The sequence below is a fragment of the Haemophilus sp. SZY H53 genome (genome assembly GCF_054332375.1).
Genome location: NZ_JBTGNV010000010.1, coordinates 37,122 through 56,606, shown reverse-complemented (window position 1 = coordinate 56,606; position 19,485 = coordinate 37,122). Strand labels below are relative to the sequence as shown.

The 19,485-nt window shown below is 38.4% G+C and carries 17 protein-coding genes and 1 riboswitch; of the genes, 15 read left to right on the top strand and 2 right to left on the bottom strand.

Translation table 11 applies throughout. From position 1 onward, the window contains the following. Nucleotides 1–3 precede the first annotated feature (3 nt). Complete coding sequence (locus ACXVWB_RS09565; protein ID WP_458485343.1) at nucleotides 4–1,155, top strand: HpaII family restriction endonuclease; 1,152 nt, start codon at nucleotides 4–6, stop codon at nucleotides 1,153–1,155. Nucleotides 1,156–1,312: 157 nt separating this feature from the next. On the opposite strand, the gene ydiJ is transcribed toward ACXVWB_RS09565, so the two are convergent. Further along, nucleotides 1,313–4,390, bottom strand: a complete 3,078-nt coding sequence (ydiJ, locus tag ACXVWB_RS09560) for a D-2-hydroxyglutarate dehydrogenase YdiJ (protein ID WP_458485342.1) — start codon at nucleotides 4,388–4,390, stop codon at nucleotides 1,313–1,315. A gap of 399 nt (nucleotides 4,391–4,789) precedes the next feature. Between ydiJ and ompA the strand changes: the two genes are divergently transcribed. The 9 genes from ompA to bioB all read left to right on the top strand — a co-directional run bounded on the left by ompA (nucleotide 4,790) and on the right by bioB (nucleotide 12,810). Next, entirely contained in the window at nucleotides 4,790–5,878 is a 1,089-nt protein-coding gene (gene ompA, locus ACXVWB_RS09555) for a porin OmpA (RefSeq protein WP_458485341.1), read from the top strand. Nucleotides 5,879–5,980: 102 nt separating this feature from the next. Further along, nucleotides 5,981–6,562 carry a LemA family protein gene (locus ACXVWB_RS09550; RefSeq protein WP_458485340.1) on the top strand — a complete coding sequence of 194 codons (582 nt, stop codon included), beginning with the start codon at nucleotides 5,981–5,983 and terminating at the stop codon, nucleotides 6,560–6,562. A gap of 8 nt (nucleotides 6,563–6,570) precedes the next feature. Then, nucleotides 6,571–7,020, top strand: coding sequence for a TPM domain-containing protein (locus ACXVWB_RS09545; RefSeq protein ID WP_458485339.1), 450 nt, complete (start codon nucleotides 6,571–6,573; stop codon nucleotides 7,018–7,020). Then, complete coding sequence (locus ACXVWB_RS09540; protein ID WP_128787080.1) at nucleotides 7,013–7,813, top strand: TPM domain-containing protein; 801 nt, start codon at nucleotides 7,013–7,015, stop codon at nucleotides 7,811–7,813. Before ACXVWB_RS09545 ends, ACXVWB_RS09540 begins: the two co-directional genes overlap by 8 nt. A 75-nt stretch (nucleotides 7,814–7,888) precedes the next feature. Beyond that, nucleotides 7,889–8,215 carry a Grx4 family monothiol glutaredoxin gene (grxD, locus tag ACXVWB_RS09535; RefSeq protein ID WP_005699458.1) on the top strand — a complete coding sequence of 109 codons (327 nt, stop codon included), beginning with the start codon at nucleotides 7,889–7,891 and terminating at the stop codon, nucleotides 8,213–8,215. Between the two features lie 145 nt (nucleotides 8,216–8,360). After that, a riboswitch (TPP riboswitch) is annotated at nucleotides 8,361–8,453 on the top strand. 36 nt (nucleotides 8,454–8,489) lie between these two features. Further along, the gene (thiB, locus tag ACXVWB_RS09530) at nucleotides 8,490–9,488 is read left to right on the top strand and encodes a thiamine ABC transporter substrate binding subunit (RefSeq protein WP_458485338.1); all 999 of its coding nucleotides are present in this window, start codon (nucleotides 8,490–8,492) and stop codon (nucleotides 9,486–9,488) included. 5 nt (nucleotides 9,489–9,493) lie between these two features. Then, entirely contained in the window at nucleotides 9,494–11,098 is a 1,605-nt protein-coding gene (gene thiP / locus ACXVWB_RS09525) for a thiamine/thiamine pyrophosphate ABC transporter permease ThiP (protein ID WP_458485337.1), read from the top strand. After that, the gene (gene thiQ / locus ACXVWB_RS09520) at nucleotides 11,091–11,720 is read left to right on the top strand and encodes a thiamine ABC transporter ATP-binding protein (protein WP_458485336.1); all 630 of its coding nucleotides are present in this window, start codon (nucleotides 11,091–11,093) and stop codon (nucleotides 11,718–11,720) included. The genes thiP and thiQ overlap by 8 nt, the downstream gene beginning before the upstream one ends. Nucleotides 11,721–11,793: 73 nt before the next feature. Then, nucleotides 11,794–12,810: a biotin synthase BioB gene (bioB, locus tag ACXVWB_RS09515; RefSeq protein WP_102704187.1), complete on the top strand. Its 1,017-nt coding sequence runs from the start codon at nucleotides 11,794–11,796 to the stop codon at nucleotides 12,808–12,810. Between the two features lie 44 nt (nucleotides 12,811–12,854). Here the strand turns inward: bioB and suhB are convergent, their stop codons facing one another. After that, a complete protein-coding gene (suhB, locus tag ACXVWB_RS09510) occupies nucleotides 12,855–13,655 on the bottom strand; it encodes an inositol-1-monophosphatase (protein ID WP_297569285.1) in 801 nt (266 codons plus the stop codon). A 200-nt stretch (nucleotides 13,656–13,855) separates the two neighbouring features. Here suhB and ACXVWB_RS09505 point away from each other — a divergent pair, with 200 nt between their 5' ends. The 5 genes from ACXVWB_RS09505 to recC are packed head-to-tail and all read left to right on the top strand — an operon-like array spanning nucleotide 13,856 to nucleotide 19,444. Beyond that, nucleotides 13,856–14,374 (top strand): prepilin-type cleavage/methylation domain-containing protein, encoded by a 519-nt coding sequence (locus tag ACXVWB_RS09505; protein ID WP_297569283.1) that lies wholly within the window; start codon nucleotides 13,856–13,858, stop codon nucleotides 14,372–14,374. After that, nucleotides 14,371–15,087, top strand: a complete 717-nt coding sequence (locus tag ACXVWB_RS09500) for a hypothetical protein (RefSeq protein WP_369866785.1) — start codon at nucleotides 14,371–14,373, stop codon at nucleotides 15,085–15,087. The genes ACXVWB_RS09505 and ACXVWB_RS09500 overlap by 4 nt, the downstream gene beginning before the upstream one ends. Then, the gene (locus ACXVWB_RS09495) at nucleotides 15,087–15,767 is read left to right on the top strand and encodes a DUF2572 family protein (protein WP_289902453.1); all 681 of its coding nucleotides are present in this window, start codon (nucleotides 15,087–15,089) and stop codon (nucleotides 15,765–15,767) included. Before ACXVWB_RS09500 ends, ACXVWB_RS09495 begins: the two co-directional genes overlap by 1 nt. A 13-nt stretch (nucleotides 15,768–15,780) precedes the next feature. Next, nucleotides 15,781–16,047 (top strand): DUF5374 domain-containing protein, encoded by a 267-nt coding sequence (locus tag ACXVWB_RS09490; protein WP_049364346.1) that lies wholly within the window; start codon nucleotides 15,781–15,783, stop codon nucleotides 16,045–16,047. Between the two features lie 37 nt (nucleotides 16,048–16,084). Then, nucleotides 16,085–19,444, top strand: coding sequence for an exodeoxyribonuclease V subunit gamma (recC, locus tag ACXVWB_RS09485; RefSeq protein ID WP_297569274.1), 3,360 nt, complete (start codon nucleotides 16,085–16,087; stop codon nucleotides 19,442–19,444). Nucleotides 19,445–19,485: the final 41 nt, after the last annotated feature.

Below are 19,485 nucleotides of genomic sequence, written 5' to 3'. Positions count from 1 at the left end.
AATATGGAAATTAGAGGCAATGTTGGCGAATGGAGTGAGCTGTATGTGTTGATAAAATTATTATCAGATGGAGTACTTTATCAATCGGATATAAATCTTTGTAGTGATAGTAATAATGCATATCAAGTGATAAAAGCTTTTAAGGACGAGGCGAATTATAGTTTGGAATTTGATAGAGTAGATAACCATTTAAAAGTATATCGTGTTATTAATGATGAAAATACTTTATTGAAGGAATATACATTTGATGATTTTAATGAGATATCAAAACAAATATTAGATTCAATAAAAACTAAATCAGAAAGAACGTTTTCTATTCCTAATATTCAACAGTTTTTATCTGATAACTGTATTCTTACTGCAAAAGCAAGCTCGAATTCTAAAGTCGACATAAGATTAAGAATTTATGACCATCGTCTGGCCAGTGAAACTGAATTGGGTTTTAGCATTAAATCTCTACTTGGAAGAAAATCTACTTTATTCAATACTGGACCAGGTAATAATTTTAGATATGAAGTTAAATTTTTAACAGACTCTATAAATATAAAAGAATTTAATGAGAGTACTATAATCGATAGACCCAAAATTGTATCGCGAATAAATAAACTAAATGAACTAGGTACAAAAATTTCGTTTGATAGAATTGACTCCAGGCAGTTACAGAAAAATTTAAAAATGATTGATGGTGATTTACCAGAGGTTATAGCTTGGAGTTTATATTATAGATATTTAAAAAACGAATCTTCTCTTTCCCAGATTGCCGAACTCTTGGAAAAAGAGGATCCGTTAGATTTTTATGAGACCGATGATGATAATAAGCAGAGAATGTATGTTTATAAATTAAAAAAGTTTTTAGCAGAATCAGCTATGGGGATGACTTCTGAAAATATTTGGCTTGGGGAATATGATTCATTTGGAGGAGTTATTGTTGCTAAGAATGATGGTGATATTGTTTGTTTTCATATTTATGATTTTAATTTATTTAGGAATTATTTATTGAATAACACAAAGTTTGAACAGGCATCAACTGGTGAGAATGAGAGCCAACCAGGACTAAAGGATCCTAATGCTAAGAAAAAATATTATTTTGGTTGGTTGTATAAAGAGAATGAAAGCCACTATATTAAATTAAATTTACAAATCAGGTTTAATTAGAGGTATAAAATATCTGGAATAATTCATATGTTACTTTCTATTTTAAATTTAAAAATAGCGGTAATTTTACTGTGATTTCAATAAAAGAAAGCGGTCAGATTTAAAATCTGGCCGCTTTTTTACTTTCTACGATATTGTGGTAAGTAGAAAATCTATTTTAGTGATTCAATACTTCAAGCAATGCTTGAACAGGGTGTTTTAAGATGGCTTTTTCATATCGTTTCACTTGGCTACGGCAGGAATAGCCGGTCGCGAGACAATGATTCGGATCTTTACCTTGTAATTTTTTGCCCCAAGATACGTCGTAAATATCTTTCGACATGGTTTGATTTTGTACTTCATGGCCAAATACACCCGCCATGCCACAGCAGCCGACTTTTTCAACGTTCAAGGTTTGTCCAAATTGCGCAAAAATATGTTGCCATTCTTTGGGACTGTTTGGCATGAAGGTGGATTCAGTACAATGAGGGAATAAATGCCACTCAAAAGTGTGGTCAGATTTTGCAATATTTTTCACCGCACTTTGTAATGCGTTACTTTCTAATTGATTGGTCAGCCATTCATGTGCTGTGAGTACATGGAAATCACCGCGAGAATCACCTAAAGCCTCTTTATATTCATCACGATAAGAAAGCACAATAGCTGGATCTACGCCGACCAAAGGCACATTTAATTTAGCGACGCGATTTAAAAACTCCGCTTGTGTTTTAGCGGTTTTACTAAAGCGAGCTAAAAAACCTTTAATGTGCATGGCTTTGCCATTGGGTTTAAAAGGCAGAAGGATTGGATCGAATCCTAATTTTTGCGTGAGAGCCACGAAATCACGTACCACTTTGGCATCGTAATAAGAGGTATAAGGATCTTGTACGATAAAGAGCATATTGGTTTTTTCGACAGCACTGAGACCTTCCAATTCTTCTAATTTTTTGCCTTGGTAGCCAATTTCCACTAATTGCTGTTGAAGGTTTGGCTCTGAAAGGAGAGGCAAATCGGTCATGCCCAGTGTTTTTTCAACCAAGCTTTGAGTAACTTTCAGTTTGGTGAAATAATTGAATAATGCCGGTTGTTTTGCCATATAAGGTGCAGCAACTTCTAAATTTGCCACAATATAATCTTTGGCTGGGCGCAAATAACGACTGTGGTAGAAATGGAAAAATTTCGCACGGAAACTTGGTACATCAATTTTAATCGGGCATTGGCTTGCACAGGCTTTACAAGCCAGACAAGTATCCATTGCCGCTTTTACTTCATGTGAGAAGTCATATTCACCACGCCATTTCTGCACGCTATTGCGGAAACGTTCCACAAGTGCGGTCAGTTTCACTTGTATTTTATGAAAATCTAATTGATCAGGCGATACGTTTTCATTGGCCATTAATCGCAGCCATTCACGCACCATCGCGGCTCGTCCTTTTGGCGAGAATACGCGATTTTTACTCACTTTCATGGAAGGGCACATAATGCTGTGCTCATCAAAGTTAAAGCAAAGTCCATTTCCGTTACAGTTCATCGCGCCTTTGAATTCGTCTCGCATTTGAATTGGAATTTGGCGATCATTGTCCGCACGCATTGGCGAGAGAATGGAATAGAGTTCCGCATCGCTATTAAGTGGCGTACAGATTTTACCTGGATTCAGACGATTGTTTGGGTCAAATAAGAACTTCACATAACGTAACTCTTGCCAAAGTTCAGGCGTAAAGAACTTCTCTCCATAATGAGAACGTACGCCTTTACCGTGTTCCCCCCATAGTAAACCGCCGTATTTCACGGTGAGTTCTGCCACTTCATCTGAAATTTGTTTAAAGAGTTTGACTTGTTCTTTATCGCATAAGTCTAAAGCCGGGCGAACGTGCAATACACCGGCATCCACATGGCCAAACATCCCATATTGCAGATTGTGACTATCTAATAAAGCTCTAAATTCTGCAATGTAATCCGCAAGATGTTCTGGTGGCACACAGGTATCTTCCACAAAAGGAATCGGTTTGGCTGCGCCTTTCGCATTACCTAATAGCCCCACCGCTTTTTTACGCATGGCGTAAATACGTTCAATAGAAGGCAAGTCAGAACAAAGTTGATAGCCGATAATATGATCTTTGCCTTGTGCAATTTTTTCATCTAATTGCTGACAAAGTGCGGTCACTTGGCTGTCGATTTTAGCTTGATTGTTGCCCGCATATTCCACAATGTTTAAACCAAGAATTGGCTTTTGTTCTTCTTCTGTTAAAAGTTCTTTCACTGAATGCCAAATAATATCTTGCTTAGCGAGGTTCAGCACTTTGGAATCAACAGTTTCAACTGAAAGGGCATTGGCTTTCACCATAAAAGGCGCATTGCGAAGGGCGGCATCAAATGAGCTGTACTTCACATTAATTAAGGTGCGATATTTCGGAATCGGTAATAAATTGAGTTTAGCTTCGCAGATAAACGCAAGTGAACCTTCTGATCCCGTTAAAATTCGGGTGAGATTAAATTCACTTTCATCGTTATTAAAGACATTCTTAAGATCGTAACCGGTGAGAAAGCGATTGAGTTGTGGTAAATCTTGAATGATTGAGGCACGTTTCTCTTTACAACGTTGGAAAATCGTTTGATGTAGCGTTTTTCCATTTTCTGCAAGCGGGTAGCTTTCTAAAACATCGTCGGATTTGACCGTACTTGTATCTAATATTTCACCATTCATCAAAACAGAACGTAATGCTAAAACGTGATCAGAAGTTTTACCGTATTGTAATGAGCCTTGACCAGATGCATCGGTATTAATCATGCCACCGAGAGTTGCTCGATTACTGGTAGAGAGCTCTGGCGCAAAGAATAAGCCGTGAGGTTTTAAAAATTGATTGAGTTGGTCTTTTACAACACCTGCTTGCACACGAACCCAACGTTCTTCTATATTAAGCTCTAAAATGCCTGTCATGTGGCGAGAGAGATCCACAATAATATTGTTATTAATAGATTGCCCATTTGTGCCCGTGCCACCGCCGCGAGGTGTAAAGGTTAAGTGAAGGTATTTCTCTTTATTGGCTAATTTGGTGATGCGTACTACATCAGCAACAGATTTAGGGAACAAAATAGCCTGTGGAAGCTGTTGATAGACGCTGTTATCCGTAGCAAGACTTAAACGGTCAGCATAATTTGAGGCAATATCACCTTCAAAATGCTGTTTTTGGAGTTCGCTAAGATAATCGCTTACTACATGATTAAGTTGAGGTACATTAGAAAGACGGGGCAACATAAAATCACTCACCTATATAATAGAGAAGAAAGTGAATTTGATGATATATGAAGCTCAAAAAAAAGTCGATTTTAATAGCTGTTTTTTGTTAAAATTGGAAACGGGTTACGAATCATCCTATTTTTTTTGTGAATAGATGTTCATTTTATTAACTATCTGTTCGTAAAATAACCAAAAAGGCAAAAAAAGTTTGATCTTTAATGTTTTTATAGGATAATAGACTTACTTTTGAACGTTCCTTTGGCTATGGCAAAGGAATTGAATTTGTCAAAAGGATAAGTTAGGGCAAATTCAAAACCCTAGTTAAGCAAATGTTTAGAGTGTTTCTTTTTCGTAAAGTTCACAATAAACAAGGAAACTTTTATTATTAATAACGATGACTAAATAGAGGACATCAAAATGAAAAAAACTGCAATCGCATTAGTCGTTGCTGGTTTAGCAGCAGCCTCAGTAGCTCAAGCAGCTCCTCAAGAAAATACTTTCTATGTAGGTGCTAAAGCAGGTCAAGCATCTTTCCACGATGGTATTAAAGCTAATTCAGCTGGCAAAGCATTAAACTTTGGTGAAGGTTATCTTCGTAACACTTTAACTTACGGTGTATTCGGTGGTTACCAAATTTTAAATCGTGATAACTTCGGTTTAGCAGCAGAAGTTGGTTACGATGATTTCGGTCGTGTTAAATTCCGTGATGCAGGTGAAACCTCATTCAAACACACCAACCACGGTGCTCACTTAGGTTTAAAAGGTAGCTATAACGTTGGTGGTTTAGTATCAGCTTTAGACGGTTTAGATGTGTATGGTCGTGCAGCTGCAGCATTAGTTCGTTCTGACTATAAAGAATATGAAGCTAATGGTGCTAAATCTTTCAAAGAGCACAGCTTACGTGTTTCTCCGTTATTTGCTGCGGGTGTTGAATATGCATTACCTTCATTACCTGAGTTAGCATTACGTTTAGAATACCAATGGTTAGCTCGCGTAGGTAAATTACGCAATTACAATGGTGTTGAAGGTCAAGCAGCTGATTACAACCCATGGATCGGTTCTATCAACGCTGGCGTATCTTACCGTTTCGGTCAAGGTGCTGCACCAGTTGTTGCGCCTGAAGTGGTAAGCAAAACTTTCAGTTTAAACAATGATGTGACTTTCGCATTCGGTAAAGCTAACTTAAAACCTCAAGCACAAGCTGTATTAGAAGGTATCTACGGTGAAATCGCACAAGTTAAAAGTGCTAAAGTAGCTGTTGCTGGTTATACTGACCGTATCGGTTCTGAACAATTTAACTTGAAACTTTCTCAAAAACGTGCAGACTCTGTTGCTAACTACTTAGTAGCTCGTGGTCTTCCAGCACAAGACATCTCAGCAACTGGTTATGGTAAAGCTAACCCAGTTACAGGTGCAACTTGTGATGCGGTTAAAGGTCGTAAAGCACTTATCGCTTGTTTAGCACCAGACCGTCGTGTTGAAATCGCAGTTAACGGTACTAAATAATTTTATTTAGTTATCCATTAACGGATTAACATTAGAAGACCTAAACTTCGGTTTAGGTCTTTTCTTATATAAATTAAACCTATAAATTGAAGGAATTTTTGAATGAAAAAGTGGATTATCTTGATTATTATTGCGATTGCTGCAGGGGTAGGCTTAATGTCAAGCTACAATGGTTTAGTTAAAGCAGAAACTGAAATTGATTCTGTTTGGGCAAATGTTGAATCATCTTATCAACGTCGTGCTGATTTAATTCCAAATTTAGTGAATACGGTAAAAGGTCAGGCTAATTTTGAACAACAAACATTAACCAATGTGATTGAAGCTCGTGCGAAAGCGACACAAACTAAAATTGACCCGTCTAATTTAACGGAAGAACAATTAAACGAATTCCAACAAAACCAAAATCAAGTGGGTTCAGCATTATCTCGTTTACTTGTTTCGGTAGAACAATACCCCCAATTAAAAGCTCATGAAGGCTTTATGAATTTACAATCTCAACTTGAAGGGACAGAAAACCGTATCAATGTCGCTCGTAATAAATTCAATGAAGCCGCGCGTATTTATAATGAAAAAGTACGTCAATTCCCAACAAAATTAGCAGCAATGATTTTTGGTTTTAAAGCAAAACCTTATTTTAAATCAGCTGCTGGCTCAGAAAATGCACCAACTGTAAACTTTAACTAAGGTTTATTATGCCATTCTTTTCCAGAATTCCGGTAGATAAAAAGCAAATCGAGGCGGCGATTAGTCGCCTCGAAAGCTTAAGTTCGGCTGAAGTACGTGTTTATATTGAACGCAAAGTACCCAAGGATTCAGCACAACTGTCTGCAATGGAACGAGCTTTAGAAGTGTTTGATGAATTGGAAATGCATAAAACAGCGGCACAAAATGCTGTGTTGATTTATGTGGGATATAAAAATCATCTCTGTGCAATCGTAGGTGATAAAGGCATTCATCAATTTGTTGATATGGCTTATTGGCAGTTACAATGTGATTTAATGATTGAGCAGTTTAAACAAAAAGCTTATACACAGGGCATTGTCGATGCGATTGATCGTATCTGTGATATTTTATCTCGTCATTTCCCTGTTCAACCTGATGATGTGAATGAATTATCTAATGAGGTAATTATTAATGGCTAAGCTTTTATCTTTTATGAAAAGTGCGGTTATTTTTAGCCTTATTTTTTTTGCTCAAATGGTTGTTGCGGCAGAATTTCCGCCTGCACCAAATCCTTTCCATTATATAAACGATTACACCAACACACTTTCATTAGAACATAAGCAAATTTTAGAAAATAAACTGATTGCTTATAGTAAAGAAACGAGTTCACAAATCGCGGTTGTTTTGGTTCCTACAACTGGTGAATATGAAATCGCTGATTATACCTTTACTTTAGGTGATAAATGGGGTATTGGACGTAAAAATCTAAACAATGGCGTGTTGATGCTGATTGCGAAAGATGATCGCAAAGTTTTTATCGCAACCGGGCAAGGTTTAGAAGGTGTATTGCCGGATGCTTTTTTATCGCAAGTCATCCGTTCGGCAATTTTGCCACAATTTAAACAAGGGCAATATGCCCAAGGTATTAATGATGGCTTAAACCAAATTATTGCGGCAAGTAAAGGCGAGTTTGATGCGTCACAAGTTGAAGAAGATGCGTTTGATAAGTATATTCCATTCTTAATGGTATTGGCGTTTATTGCTATTGTATTATTTGGTGAATTCCAATATCACAAAGATGAAGTCTATATTAGCCCGAATCAACGTGATCAACTGAATAAAATCATTCGTCAAAGTACGATTTCTCGTCGACGTGGTGGCGGTTCCGGTTTCGGAGGCGGATTTGGTGGAGGCTTCGGTGGCGGTGGTTCTTCCGGCGGTGGTTTTGGTGGCGGTGGCTTTGGCGGCGGCGGAGCGGGTGGAAGTTGGTAAGACCAAGTCTTTCACTCAGGTTCTATCTCATGCTAGAATAGCGCCCTATTTAGACTTATTTGAACAAGGAACATCATGGAAACGTTAGACAAAATCAAAAAACAAATCGCTGAAAACCCAATTTTAATTTACATGAAAGGTTCTCCCAAATTGCCTTCTTGTGGTTTCTCTGCGCGTGCATCTGAAGCATTAATGAACTGCAAAGTACCTTTTGGCTATGTTGATATTCTTCAACACCCAGATATTCGTGCTGAATTACCGGCTTATGCAAACTGGCCAACTTTCCCACAATTATGGGTAGAAGGTGAGTTAATTGGTGGCTGTGATATTATTTTAGAAATGTATCAAGCAGGCGAACTTCAAACTTTATTAAGCGAAGTAGCGGCTAAACATCAAGCTTAATTGACGATAGATGACCAAGATAAACCTGCTTTTTAGCAGGTTTTCTTTTGCTCAAAAAATGATAAACCCGATATAAAAGTGTGATCGGATTAACATTTTTAAATGAAATAACTTGTTGATAAAATTCCATTACGTTAGACTACATTACACTTAGTCGGGGTGCCAATACTAATGGCTGAGAAACACCCGTGAACCTGAAACAGATAATGCTGGCGTAGGAAACTAATCATCTCATTATGCTGTTTCGTTATGCAAAAAATAAGGAGAACGCATAATGAAGAAAACGCTTCCCATTTTAACCGCACTTTTTACCGCTTCCGCTTTCGCACAAGCTGCACCTCAAACATTAGATGTTTATACTTATGATTCATTTAGTGCGGATTGGAGTGCCGGACCAAAAGTTAAAGCGGCTTTTGAACAACAGTTTCCGCAATGTAAGCTGAATTATGTGGCTTTTGACAATAACGGTACTTTGTTTAACCGTGTACGTCTAGAAGGTAAAAAAATTAAAGCCGACGTGGTACTTGGTTTAGATAGCTATCAAATTGAAGAAGCACAAAAACTCAATATTTTTGAGCCAAATAAAGTGGATTTAAGCCAGTTACGTTTACCGATTAAATGGGAAAATAAAACTTTTTTACCATTTGATTATGCGCAATATGCGTTTATTTATGACAAAAATAAGCTGGCTAATCCTCCAAAAAGCTTAAAAGAATTAGTTGAGCGTCAAGATCTTAAAGTGTTATATCAAGATCCACGTACGAGCAGTATTGGACGTGGTTTATTACTTTGGATGAATGCAGTTTATCCAGCAGCAGATGTCGCAAATGCCTGGAAAACCCTTTCTAAACATACTGTCACGGTCACAAAAGGTTGGACCGAGTCTTATGGGGCCTTCTTAAAAGGTGAAGGTGATATGGTTTTAAGCGTCAATACTTCACCGATTTACCATATTCTGTCTGAACAAAAAGATAATTATGTGGCAACAGAATTTGCAGAGGGGAGCGTATTACAAGTTGAAGTGGCAGCCAAAGTGGCTAACCGTAATAATGCCTGTGCTGATGAATTTTTAGGATTCTTACTTTCTCCGCAAGCCCAAGCGGATATTGCTAAAAATAATGTCATGTTACCCGTGGTAGAGACCAATATCGAAAGTCATATTGATGCGCTTAATTCTCACTCAAAATCAATGCGTATTTTAGATACCGCAACGGTGACAAGTGGGCAGCTTAAAGGCTGGATCAATCAATGGCAAAAAGCGTTATCTAAGTAGTATTGATGCACTTATTCCAACATCCGCATTTTCGTCCTCGCCATTATTTGGGCGGAAGTGCGGTCATCTTTTTTATTGTTTTACTCTATGGTTTTTCTCTTTCTGCGGTTTTTTCAGTTGGAAGCGATTATGCCTTATCTGATTTCTTAAAAGACGATTATTTGCATCAAGTTATCGCCTTTAGTATCGGACAGGCATTCTTATCAGCCATTCTTTCTAGCATAATTGGAACATTATTTGCACGCGCTTTTTTCTATTTAGGTTTCAAAGGCAAATCACTCATTTTACGCATTTTTTCCCTCACCTTTGTTTTGCCTGCATTACTGGCTATTTTCGGTCTGATTGGTATTTATGGCACGGCCGGTTGGCTAACACAACTGCTGCAAACCTTAGGTATTTCGTGGAAACCCTCTATTTATGGTTTAAGTGGTATTCTCATTGCCCATTTATTTTTTAATATTCCCTTATCTGCCAGAATGAGTTTGCAGGCTTTGCAAAGTGTGCCGACCGAACAGCATCAACTTGCGGCACAATTAAATATCAAAGGTTTCACATTTTTCCGCTTAATTGAATGGCCTTATTTGAAAAGTCAAATCGTGTCTGCCTTTGTGCTGATTTTTATGCTGTGTTTCACCAGTTTTACGATTGTATTGGCGCTTGGTGGCGGGCCGCAAAATAGCACATTAGAAGTCGCGATTTACCAAGCCATTTTCTTTGAATTCGATTTACCCAAAGCCGCATTTTTTGCGTTGGTACAATTTGCATTTTGTTTTGCATTATTTTCACTTTCACAATATTGGGCGAAAGCACCTGAAACGCAGATTTCGCAACGTTATCGATGGGTTTTACCTGTTTCAAGAGCGGTCAAATTTGGACATGTTTTTGTCTTATTCTCGGTGTGCTTATTTATTTTAAGTCCCTTATTCAATATTATTTTCCAAGGTTTGTCAGCTACCCAATTATTTGGCTATTGGCAAAACCCACAATTATGGAAAGCGCTTGCTTATTCATTAACCATGGCACCGACCGCAGGGATTTTATCGGTATTATTTGGGTTCTTCTTATTGTTACTTTCCCGTCAACTGCAATGGTTATCTCATCCCAAATTAGCCCACTTAATTTTAACGGGGGGCATGATGATTTTAGCCATTCCAACGATTGTCTTCGCAGTCGGCTTATTCCTTTGGTTACAAGATATTGATTTTTCAGCTGGGCATTTGTTTGTAGTGGTATCTGTTTGTAACGCCTTGGCTGCCTTGCCATTTGTGATCAAAATTCTCAATACACCAATGAATCAATCGATGCAATATTATGAAAAACTCTGTTTATCGCTGAATATTACAGGTTGGCAGCGTTTTCGTTTAATTGAATATCCGTTGCTAAAAGCCCCGTTGAAATATGCCTTGGCACTCGCGACAACCTTATCACTCGGCGATTTTACAGCGATAGCCTTATTTGGTAGCCCTGATTTTACTTCTTTGCCTCATTTGCTTTATCAACAAATCGGGCAATATCGAAGCCAAGAGGCAGCAGTGACGGCATTGATTTTATTGGGCTTATGTTTAGGTTTATTTATGTTTATTGAAGGGCAGAAGGAACGACATGATTAAATTAAATAATGTGGTCTTCAATTATCAATCCATGCCGATGGTATTTGATTTACATATTCAAGCCCAGGAAAAAATCGCCATTATTGGTGAAAGTGGCGCAGGAAAAAGTACCTTACTGAATTTAATTGCTGGCTTTGAATATGCGGATAGTGGCGAGATTTGGCTAAATGGTGAAAATCATACCAAAACAGCACCTTTTGAACGCCCCGTTTCCATGTTATTTCAGGAAAACAATCTCTTTACTCATCTTTCTGTGGAAGAGAATATTGCCTTAGGTTTAAAACCGAATTTAGCCTTAAATGCAGAAGAAAAAGCCCTTGTAGAACAAGCTGCAAGTGCGGTCAATTTACAGGATTTTTTAACGAGAAAACCGACCGCACTTTCGGGTGGACAAAAACAGCGAGTGGCGTTAGCGCGCTGTTTGCTACGAGATAAACCCATTTTATTATTGGATGAACCTTTTTCAGCCCTTGATCCTAAATTACGTATTGAAATGCAGGATTTAATGGATCAATTATGTGAAGAGAAAAAGCTCACCATGTTATTGGTGACGCATCAACCCCAAGAAATTGAACGGCATATTGATCGAGTGGTTGAAATTCATCAAGGAAAAGTGATCTGATCTCTTTTTATCATATTGCAGAGTAATATGCTCAACTTAATAAAAGCTACATAGCTTAAACGAGGAAAATATAATGACCACAACAAATGTAGTACAGCTTTCATCTATTACGCCCCATCCATCAGTAGAGTATTGGTCTGTTTGTAAAGTCGAAGCGTTGTTTGAAACACCGTTTTTAGAATTAGTCTATCGTGCGGCTCAAGTGCATCGAGAGCATTTCAACCCTGGTGCGATACAGTTATCGACGTTGATGTCGATTAAAACGGGTGGCTGTCCAGAGGATTGTGGTTATTGCCCGCAATCGGCACGTTATCAAACCGGCGTGCAAAATCAGCAGATCTTGGATATCGATGAAATTGTCGAAAAAGCCAAAATTGCGAAAGCACGTGGTGCAGGACGTTTTTGTATGGGCGCAGCATGGCGTGGTCCTAAGCCTAAAGATATGGAAAAAGTGACGGCGATTATTCGTGCGGTAAAAGATATTGGCTTAGAAACTTGCGGCACCTTTGGGTTGTTGCAAGATGGTATGGCGGAAGAGTTAAAAGATGCGGGATTGGATTATTACAACCACAATCTTGATACCGCGCCAGAGAATTATCACAATGTCATTGGTACACGCCGTTTTGATGATCGTTTAAGTACGTTAGGAAAAGTTCGTCGTGTTGGTTTAAAAGTTTGCTGTGGTGGTATTGTGGGCATGAACGAAACCCGTAAAGAGCGAGCTGGTCTCATTGCAAGTTTGGCAAATCTTGATCCGCAGCCAGAGTCCGTGCCAATTAACCAATTAGTGAAAGTAGAAGGCACACCAATGGCAGATGCAGCTGATTTAGATTGGACAGAGTTTGTTCGCACTATTGCCGTTGCGCGTATTACTATGCCGAAAAGTTATGTTCGCCTTTCAGCAGGTCGTCAAGGCATGAGTGAAGAAATGCAAGCCATGTGCTTTATGGCAGGAGCGAATTCCATTTTCTATGGTGATAAATTGTTAGTGACAGGTAATCCAGAAGAAGATGGCGATCAGCTTCTTATGGCAAAATTGGATCTTGAGCCAGAAACGGAAGAAAATAGAAAGCCACTCGACAGAAATTAGTCAGAAAAAAGTGCGGTGAAATTTCACCGCACTTTTGTTAAGATTTACTTAACTTGTTCCGTTAGGCAAGGCTGAATTTTATTTAGCATTTCTTTTAAAATACGCGCTGGTGCAGCCACGATATTGCCTGAGCGTAAATAGCCATGACCCGCATTGAAATCACACACTAAACCGCCAGCTTCACGTACAATTAAATCACCCGCTGCGCAATCCCAAGGTTTTAAGCCCATTTCGAAATAGCCGTCAACGCGACTGGATGCTACATAGCAAAGGTCTAATGCGGCAGAACCTGTACGACGAAAATCAGCTGCTTCATCAATTAAGTTATTCATGATAGCAAATTGAGTTGGCATCAAGCTTGGTTGTTTGAATGGGAAACCGGTAGCTAAAATCGCCCCGTTAAGTTCATTTTGGCTATCGACACGTAAACGCACTTCATTTAATTTTGCGCCTTCACCACGCACAGCAGTGAATAATTCATTACGAATAGGATCGTAAACCACTCCCACTTCGGTACGGTTTTTTACACGGATAGCAATAGAAACAGAGAAATGTGGCAAGCCTTTTACAAAGTTGGTTGTGCCATCTAGTGGATCAATCACCCATTGAATATCACTGTCTTTGCCTTCTAATGCACCACGCTCTTCACTGATAATTGTATGATCAGGATAAGATTTCTGAATAATTTCAATGATCTCAGCTTCAGCGGCTTTATCGACGCTAGTCACATAATCATTAATACCTTTTTTACTTGTTTGGATGTCATCACGGCGCTCATAGTTTTTAGCAATCACGTTGCCCGCTTTTCGTGCCGCACGAATAGCGATATTTAACATTGGATTCATATTTCCACCAGATTTTAAAGAACAGATAAATAGGTCGCCTATTATAAGGGAGTTTTAGTAAATAGCCAGTTGAAAATGTTTAATTCACGGTTTTTCCCATTTTTTAAAGGAAATTTGCGATCGGTATCGCAAAAATAAAGTAGCCAATTTGGCTTTCTTCTAAAGGACTTTTAAAGTGCGGTCAAAAAAGAAGGCATTTTATGTATAAAGGGATAACCTTATTAGAAACCTTGATTGCGTTATTTATTTTAAGCTTAACGTTAGCGTTTGTATTGCCTAAATGGCAGAAAAACGATCCCAAATATTTTCTTGAAAAAGAGCAACAACGGCTTTATTTTTTCTTACGTAATATTCAAGCGAGGGCAGAAAACTCATCGGCGATTTGGTTTATTTTGGCCAATCGAGATACAGCAAATCAACGTTGGTGTATCACAGCTCAAGTAAAAAGCGATCATTTTTGTGATTGTTTTCATCCCCAGAATTGTCCTAAAAACCTTTATGCGCATTTTTACTATCCTTATTTTGAAGAAAAAACGATGCTTATCGGCCCTAAATTATATCCGTCAGAAGTGGCGGTGAAATTTAATGGGGCCAGAAATACCATGGAAACGAATTGTTTTATGTTACAGGCTGAAGAGCATCGAACATTGTTCTCTTTTTTCAATGTAGGCAGTATTAAATTAAAGTCTGATCAAGCAGCGAGTGCATGTACAAGATGAAACCATTAAAAGGCGAAACATTGGTGAGTTTGTTGATTTCACTTGGCTTATCCGCTTTATTATTGTTATTAGTTGCACAATTTTATGCCCAAACTCAACAGCAAAATCAGCGTTTAATGTTACAACTCAAATTACAGTCTGAATTGCAACGTACCATTCAACTCATCGGTAAAGATCTGCGTCGCGTAGGTTTTCGAGCCGTAAACCAAAAACTCATCGAGGATAATCTGGTTTTATTCGAATTAGACGAAAAGGGTACTTCAATAACCATTGCTCAAGCAGACAATGCACCATCAAATAGTTGTGTCTTGTTTTTTTATGATTTAAATACTAATGGTTGTATTGGTGAAAAATACACAAAAAATACCTGCGTAAATGGCGTTAAAAATGTGGCAAAAAATATCGAAAAAGAGCTATTTGGTTACAAACTTAACGGCAAAATGATCGAAACCAAACAAACTTATAAAAATGCGGTAAATGCAGATTGTCGCTCGGAAGAATGTCAGCGTGCTCTAATGCAATCTACTTGTAATGCTGGTGGTGGATGGACAGATTTATTGGATGAAAAAGAGTTTGAGATTTCTCAATTACGTTTTGATTGGTTAAAGGCAGGGAAAGGGATTGAAATCAAACTCGCGGGAAATCTTGCAACACATAAGCATATTCAATATGAAACTTCGCTTGTGGTGCCTTTATTAAATCAAGAAGAATGATGAAAAAAGGGATTGTGACACTGACGGCACTGATTTTACTTTCGGGCTTATTGGCGCTGATCTTATTATTTGATGAACAGATCTTTGCGTTTTTTCGAGCTCAAATGAGTTTGCGAAAATATTACGTAGAACAGAGCCTTCCTTTACAGAAAATCAGTCAGCAACAACAAACACACATTTGCCAAAACTTGCCTTTAAATGGTACTGAAAAAGTGAAACAAATCTTTTTCGAGTCTTCAGGGGCAGAGGATAAAGTGGCCTATTCTGTTTGGTGTAAACGTGCAGAGTTGTTTAAGAAATCGCCCACAAAAGGCATTAATGAAAATATGCTGCGAGATTTTATTTCCAGCGAAAAACAAGCTGATTTTCAACCGCACTTTGTGAAAGTAGATACTACTTTAACTGTTCAAAAAACACCACAAGTGTATTGGATAACGCAAAGCCAATTAGAAATTAAAGGGAATGTGAGTGGTATTCTGCTAGCAGAAGGAGATTTAAGTTTAATCGGCAAAGGGCGTATTAGCGGTGCTGTGATTACTGGAGGCTCTCTTAAGTTGGAGGGAGGCGTGACGGTAGCTTACGGTAAAGCCGTGGTGACAAAACTCGTACAAGAATATAGCCAATGGCGTTTGGTGGATAAAAGTTGGAGTGATTTGAGTGCGCAAGATCAAAGTGAATAAAGGCATGTCGTTAATGTCACTTTTATTAGCCTTATCGATTTTCAGCGGGTTATTTTTGATTTTTAACCGATGGACGACTGAGCAACGAAAAAGTGCGGTCAGAATTTTTCAAGAATTTCAGGCGATTCAAATCGCTGAAAATCAGGCTCAACGTCAGTTTTTAGGCTTGTCTTGTGAAAATAGCGTAGAACAAAATGGCATTCAATTTGCAATTCAATGCAGTCATCATCAAGTGAATATACGCTATCCTCAAGGTGAATTTTTATTGAAAACCGAGTAAAATAACGCATTGTTTTTGCTTTCAAAAGGGCGTTACTTTGTTCGTTACTTATTATTCAAACCAACCAGAAATTCAAAAGGATATTTTAGTTTCGCTGTTGGAAAATTTACCGCAACATGATCCGTTTCAATCTGACATTGTGTTGGTGCAAAGTCCAGGTATGGCACAATGGTTGCAAATGGAAATGGCTAAAAAACGCGGCGTTGCAGCGAATTTCCAATTCCCCATGCCTTCCAGTTTTATTTGGAAACTTTACGCCGATAATTTGCCGAATGTTTCTACGCAAAACCCTTTTGAAAAAGATTCAACGTTATGGCGATTAATGCGATTAATCCCTACCTTTTTACAGCAAAAAGAATTTGAACCATTAAAAAAATATTTAGCGTCTTCACCTGCATCAGAACAGCAAAAGCTTTATCAATTAAGCCTAAAAGTTGCCGATTTATTTGACCAATATCTCGTCTATCGTCCCGAATGGATTGCTGCATGGGAGGAAAATAACGATGAAAAGATCTTGGCTCAAATTGATCAGCAAAAGCAGGGGCTTTCGGCATTAAATCCTACCTTTCTTTCTCAAATTAAAGGCAATATTCACTGGCAGGGAATTTTATGGCGAGCCTTGGTGGATGATGTTCAACGTGATTTCGGTGGAAAAGCAAAGCATCGTGCTGCACTCAATCAACAATTTTTAGCATTATGTCGTGATCCCAATGCGACACTCAACTTGCCGGAACGTATTTTTATTTTTGGTATTCCAGCATTGCCAACGGTTTATCTCAATATTTTCCAAGGTATTTCAGCTAAAACAGACGTGCATTTATTCTTCAATAATCCATGTCAAGAATATTGGGGCGACTTGCGAGATCTGAGTAAATCCTATTTATTAGAAAGACAGCGTTTCGTGCAAGCAAGTGATGATGTGAAGCCTTTAATTTCAGCCGAGCAAGTGTCATGGGAATCTGCTAACCTTGATTACACCAATCAACAAGAAGAATTGTTCAGCGGAAATCCGCTTTTAGCCTCTTGGGGAAAAATGGGACGGGATTTTCTCTATCAATTAGTGCGAGATGAGGAGAATATTCAAGCTATTTCCCGTGATTACTATGCAGAACTTCCCGAAAAAACGTTGTTAGGGCAGATCCAAAATCAAATTTTGACGTTAAGTCATGGTGCATTAAATGTCGCGAAAAATGACCGCTCTTTGGTCGTGAAATCTTGCCATAGCGCGATGCGAGAAGTTGAAGTGTTGCATGATTATTTGTTGGATTTATTCAATCAGAATCAACATAAACCAAAAGAAGAACAGATTACACCAAAAGATGTGGTGGTCATGGTGGCCGATGTTAACCAATATACGCCTTATATTCAGGCTGTCTTTGGTGCGAATAGTGCGGACGCACCTGTTATTCCATTCTCAATTTCTGACAGTAAATTGTCTGAAAGTGATGTGATCGTGTCGAGTTATCTTTCCCTGTTAAATTTAAGAGAAAGTCAGTTTGGCGCGGAAGAAGTACTGGCTTTATTGGATATTCCTGCTATCCGTGATCGTTTTAACATTGCGCTTGCAGATCTCGAACAAATTCGTGAATGGGTGAAAGAGTCGGGTATTCGCTTTGGTTTAGAAAAACTGCAGAACACACTGAATTTTAATGCGTGGCAGGCGGGGCTTGAACGTATGACTTTAGGCTATGCGATGCGTGAAGAGCAAGGTGTTTGGCAAGACAGCCTTGGACTTGATAGTAGCTATGGATTGAAAGGGCAGTTAGTTGGTGCAGTGAATCAATTTTTTACGGCCTTAAATAAATGGCATCAAGATTTGCAAAAGGCACACAATATTGAAAAATGGCGTGAAAAATTGACCGCACTTTTGATGGATTTCTTTGTGCAAAATGAAGAAACAGCGGATACCTTATTTTATATTCAAGATTGTATCAATGCCTTTGCCGATGATTTGCAGACCGTCAATTTTGAAGAAACCTTGCAAGCGGATGTGATTGCGGAAGTGATGTCTGCTCGTTTAGAAGAAACACCAAACAGCCTTCGTTTCTTAGCGGGGAAAGTGAATTTCTGCACGCTTTTACCAATGCGTTCTATTCCTTTCAAAGTGGTGTGTTTGCTTGGGATGAATGAGGCAGATTACCCACGCAGTCATACACCAAATAGTTTTGACTTGATGCAATATCATCATCAAAAAGGCGATCGTGTTCGTCGAGATGATGATCGTTACTTATTCCTTGAAGCCTTGCTGGCCGCAAGATCTCATTTTTATGTGAGTTATGTGGGTTGTTCAATTATTGATAATCAACCCAAAGAGCCTTCAGTATTGGTGAGCCAGTTAATTGATTATATTAATCATTATTCAGACAATGGCTTGAGAATTGAACAACATCCAATGACGGCGTTTAGCCCAAGTAATTTCCAAAATGAAGGGAAAATTAACCGCTCTTTTGCAAAAAAATGGCTACCGATTGCGCAATTCCAAGAAAGAAAATGTCATGAATTTGTTGTGCCGATGGCAGAAAATCAAGAGCCAATAACGGAAATTGAACTCGATCGTTTTGTGAGTTTTGTTGAAAATCCAGTGAAATTCTTTTTTGAAAAGCAGCTTGGCGTATATTTCCGAGATGAAGATGATCGCATTGAAGAAAGTGAAAACTTTACGTTAAATGGTTTGGATCATTATCGCATTAGTAATGAGTTATTGCATTTAGAGGAAGCGAAATTTAACGATTATTTCGCCAAACAGCGAGTAAAAGGCATCATGCCACGCGGCGAATTTGCGGAAGTTTGTGCGCAATCCATTCGTGCTGATGTATTGGCTTTTAAAGAGAAAATTAAGGATTATTCTTCACCCCACAGTGAGAGTGTTGATTTTGTGGTGGAAACGGCACAAGGCAGTATTCGCTTGTTTGGCTATATGGAGCCATTATTTGGCGATGAAAATCAGATAATCGAATGGCGATTTGCAAAATATAAAGAGCGTTATCGTATTCGCCCATGGCTCTATTATCTCATTCAACTGGCGACAAAAGAGCAGGCACTGCCACCACGTATTATCGCTAAAGATAAGGATTTAACATTAAAAACAATAGAAAAATCAACCGCACTTGAGAAACTGAAAATGTATGTAGAGGCTTATTTACAAAGCCAGCAACAAATTCAGCTCATTCCAACGGAAAATATAGCGAAGTTTATTGAAAAAGATGAAAGTGCGGTCAAATTTGACAATGTTTTGACGAATATCGAATCCCTTGCGAAAGATGATCCTTATGGCTATGGAAAAGCTGATCCTTATTGGGCGAGGGTGTTAGGGCAAACAGAACAATTTAAATCAGAGAAAGGCCTTTTGCAGTTGGTGAAACAAACCACATCTTGGTTTGGAGAAATGTTGTCTTAAAGCGGATCTTCAGATCGAAAAGATCTTGGATTTTTGATAAG

Coding starts and splice junctions, on each gene's coding strand:
- thiP (WP_458485337.1), top strand. CDS start 9,494: ATGCACTTATTCCAACATCCGCATTTTCGTCCTCGCCATTATTTGGGC.
- ACXVWB_RS09540 (WP_128787080.1), top strand. CDS start 7,013: ATGGCTAAGCTTTTATCTTTTATGAAAAGTGCGGTTATTTTTAGCCTT.
- ACXVWB_RS09545 (WP_458485339.1), top strand. CDS start 6,571: ATGCCATTCTTTTCCAGAATTCCGGTAGATAAAAAGCAAATCGAGGCG.
- thiB (WP_458485338.1), top strand. CDS start 8,490: ATGAAGAAAACGCTTCCCATTTTAACCGCACTTTTTACCGCTTCCGCT.
- ompA (WP_458485341.1), top strand. CDS start 4,790: ATGAAAAAAACTGCAATCGCATTAGTCGTTGCTGGTTTAGCAGCAGCC.
- ACXVWB_RS09490 (WP_049364346.1), top strand. CDS start 15,781: ATGTCACTTTTATTAGCCTTATCGATTTTCAGCGGGTTATTTTTGATT.
- ACXVWB_RS09495 (WP_289902453.1), top strand. CDS start 15,087: ATGAAAAAAGGGATTGTGACACTGACGGCACTGATTTTACTTTCGGGC.
- bioB (WP_102704187.1), top strand. CDS start 11,794: ATGACCACAACAAATGTAGTACAGCTTTCATCTATTACGCCCCATCCA.
- ACXVWB_RS09505 (WP_297569283.1), top strand. CDS start 13,856: ATGTATAAAGGGATAACCTTATTAGAAACCTTGATTGCGTTATTTATT.
- ACXVWB_RS09565 (WP_458485343.1), top strand. CDS start 4: ATGGAAATTAGAGGCAATGTTGGCGAATGGAGTGAGCTGTATGTGTTG.
- ydiJ (WP_458485342.1), bottom strand. CDS start 4,390: ATGTTGCCCCGTCTTTCTAATGTACCTCAACTTAATCATGTAGTAAGC.
- ACXVWB_RS09500 (WP_369866785.1), top strand. CDS start 14,371: ATGAAACCATTAAAAGGCGAAACATTGGTGAGTTTGTTGATTTCACTT.
- suhB (WP_297569285.1), bottom strand. CDS start 13,655: ATGAATCCAATGTTAAATATCGCTATTCGTGCGGCACGAAAAGCGGGC.
- thiQ (WP_458485336.1), top strand. CDS start 11,091: ATGATTAAATTAAATAATGTGGTCTTCAATTATCAATCCATGCCGATG.
- grxD (WP_005699458.1), top strand. CDS start 7,889: ATGGAAACGTTAGACAAAATCAAAAAACAAATCGCTGAAAACCCAATT.
- ACXVWB_RS09550 (WP_458485340.1), top strand. CDS start 5,981: ATGAAAAAGTGGATTATCTTGATTATTATTGCGATTGCTGCAGGGGTA.